Consider the following 2,492-nt stretch of genomic DNA (forward strand, 5'->3'; position numbering starts at 1 on the left):
GCTGTCCTTTAGTCACATCTTTCTTAACATTTCAAACCTTTGTAGCACAAGGCTTTCAAGACTCGGTTAACAATTTGTAATATTCCTTGTTGACACCCTTACTGACAAAGAAAAAACTGAAATCAAGTCAGGATAAGGGTTGGAGTGCTTACTGCAAAAATTGTTAAGAAAGATCCCTATAAGGGATAGCTTATTAAGGGGGGATCGGCACCCCCCTTATCAAGGGGGGCAGGGGGGATCGAACCTAAAATCCATTTTTAATTTAATTATAACCAACCACTTATAATAACTTTTTGGCAAAATCGATCGCTTCCTGAAAAACTGTAACTTGGCCCTCAATTTGGGCAATTTGTACCTCGGTTAATAACTTACCGATAACCGGACTGGGTTTCAGCTGTAAATGGTTAATTAAATCATCGCCCCTTAATAAAGGTCGGGGATGGGCGATAATATTATCGGGATCGAGATAGGAAGTCAACAGAGAAGCGACGATATTTTTGTTAATCCCCATTGATAAAGCAAAAAGGGCAAAGACAGGAAATACTTTTCCCGTATTTAGATAAATAAAATACTGTTCCCGCAGACTTAAATTATCTGCTTCTTTGAGGGGAGGTAAAGACTTAATTACCGTCATTACCGTGCGAATTTCCCCACGGGAATACTTGAGATCGATTAACTCTTTTTCCGCTTCTGCCAAAATATCCGATACCAATAGGGCCAATTTTGTCAACTGTAACTGAGAAGGGGAAAAGATAAATTTTTCCGGTAACAAAGATTCTAAAAATCCCGCTGCCGCTTCCACCCCCATAACTCGCTCCATTTTTGCGGGGGTAATCCGACGCAACCAGAGAGATAATAAGCCATCTTCCCAAGCACTTTTTAGCCATTTATTGCCACGGGAATTGAGCAAAAGGTAATTCAACTCGGATTGCACCCTTTCGGCGGCTACACGGTGCAATAAAGGGGCAAGAGAACGAATAGTTGCACGGGTATGGGGTTCGATCTCAAAGTCCAATTGAGCCGCTTGTCGATAGGCCCTTAATAATCTTAGGGGATCATCCTGGAGATTTTCGCGGGAAATCATCCGCAGGGATTGGCAGCCTAAATCTTTTAATCCCCCTAAAGGATCGAAAATTTCTTGGGTGTGGAGATTATAAGCGAGAGCATTAACGGTGAAATCCCGTCTTTTTAGGTCTATTTCTAGAGATTCTCCCTCCTGTTGTGCGAAATCAAGAGTACCCTGGGGAAAAACGACGCGAGCAATTTGACGAACGGCATCTAAAACCACAAAACCGGCTTTATACTGATGGGCAATAGTTTGGGCAATTTCGATCGCTTTTTCGGGAACCACAAAATCTAGGTCAATATAGTCTTTCTGACGGTTTAATAAAGCGTCTCGCACAGCACCACCGACTAAATAAGCATTTTCTGGCAATTCTTGCCGATTAATCGCAAAAACTTCTTTAACTAAACTATCTAGGTTTTTTTGACAAGACATCGAGAAGAGCAATTTACAAAAATATAATTTTTACCGGCCCTATTTGGGGAGAGACTGAGCTAGATTAACGGAAAAGACCTATAGAGTTAAACCTATGTGTATTTGTATTAACTGCTATTTTGTTGATCGCTGTCTCACCTATCATGCCGTAGAAACACAACATCAGGAACGTCATCTCACCGAGACACCGGACTTTGAAGCGAAGAACCCTTCTATTAACGTTAACATTCGCACCAAAGAAGATTATATCGAAATGGAGTGGGATGTGGTGGGTTGTGAAAGCTTTTTACGCGAAACCGGTAAATGGTCTAGTTTGCGGCCGGGTGAACCAATTCCCACCTAAAACACCTGAACTACCCATACATATCTACTACAAGAGCCGAAAGTTAATCCACAAATATGTCTTGGACAGCCAACGATTCGAGGAATGCGTAATTTAAGAGCGAGGTATTTATGGATAAAGAAGAAGAACTAAGCTAAACGGCGCTTAACCTGCATGATCCAATAGCTATAACCCTTTTGGAGTCTATATCGGTGATCCGAAGTAAAAGCCGTTTAGCTTACTTGAGCAATGGCGAGAATTGACCCCGGAAAAGCAACAAAAAGTTTGGCAATTTGTTCAAATACTTAAATCTGAGTCACAAACAACACCAGAAGCTAAATTTATTCCCCAAACACCATTAAGCAAAAAGTTATGGGAAATCCGACAGCGGGCGATCGCAGCTGGATTGCAACTGCTCAATGAAGACGAAATAGAACAAGAACTTGCTGCACGTCGAGGAGGGTGCAGTGAGTCATGAAATTGCTGGCACTTCCGGTTTCGCGGCGTTGGATGCACTTCAGGGTGCTGCTGCGCTGCAAATTCAAGCTGATGGACTAATCACCACCGAAAAGCCAACCAAACCAATGCACCGAGTCAGGGAAATTCAGATTGTTTCAATCTAATGTAAGGCTTTGGAGTAATCTAAGAGTAAGGAGACCAGGGACCGATGAC

The 2,492-nt window shown here is 42.3% G+C and carries 4 protein-coding genes; 3 read left to right on the top strand and 1 reads right to left on the bottom strand.

Annotated features, from left to right (window positions below; genetic code table 11):
* Positions 1-280 precede the first annotated feature (280 nt).
* Positions 281-1,498, bottom strand: coding sequence for a tRNA nucleotidyltransferase/poly(A) polymerase-related protein (locus tag PX482_RS07175; RefSeq protein ID WP_002760104.1), 1,218 nt, complete (start codon positions 1,496-1,498; stop codon positions 281-283).
* Positions 1,499-1,592: 94 nt separating this feature from the next.
* Between PX482_RS07175 and PX482_RS07180 the strand changes: the two genes are divergently transcribed.
* From PX482_RS07180 to PX482_RS07190, 3 genes are all read left to right on the top strand, one after another.
* The gene (locus tag PX482_RS07180; protein ID WP_002760106.1) at positions 1,593-1,841 is read left to right on the top strand and encodes a Ycf34 family protein; all 249 of its coding nucleotides are present in this window, start codon (positions 1,593-1,595) and stop codon (positions 1,839-1,841) included.
* A gap of 238 nt (positions 1,842-2,079) precedes the next feature.
* The gene (locus PX482_RS07185) at positions 2,080-2,298 is read left to right on the top strand and encodes a hypothetical protein (protein WP_288023317.1); all 219 of its coding nucleotides are present in this window, start codon (positions 2,080-2,082) and stop codon (positions 2,296-2,298) included.
* Positions 2,264-2,443: a hypothetical protein gene (locus tag PX482_RS07190; protein ID WP_353852426.1), complete on the top strand. Its 180-nt coding sequence runs from the start codon at positions 2,264-2,266 to the stop codon at positions 2,441-2,443. Before PX482_RS07185 ends, PX482_RS07190 begins: the two co-directional genes overlap by 35 nt.
* Positions 2,444-2,492: the final 49 nt, after the last annotated feature.

The organism is Microcystis sp. M53602_WE12, assembly GCF_030065455.1.
In the GTDB taxonomy this organism is placed as follows: Bacteria; Cyanobacteriota; Cyanobacteriia; order Cyanobacteriales; family Microcystaceae; genus Microcystis; species Microcystis aeruginosa.

Coding starts and splice junctions, on each gene's coding strand:
- PX482_RS07175 (WP_002760104.1), bottom strand. CDS start 1,498: ATGTCTTGTCAAAAAAACCTAGATAGTTTAGTTAAAGAAGTTTTTGCG.
- PX482_RS07180 (WP_002760106.1), top strand. CDS start 1,593: ATGTGTATTTGTATTAACTGCTATTTTGTTGATCGCTGTCTCACCTAT.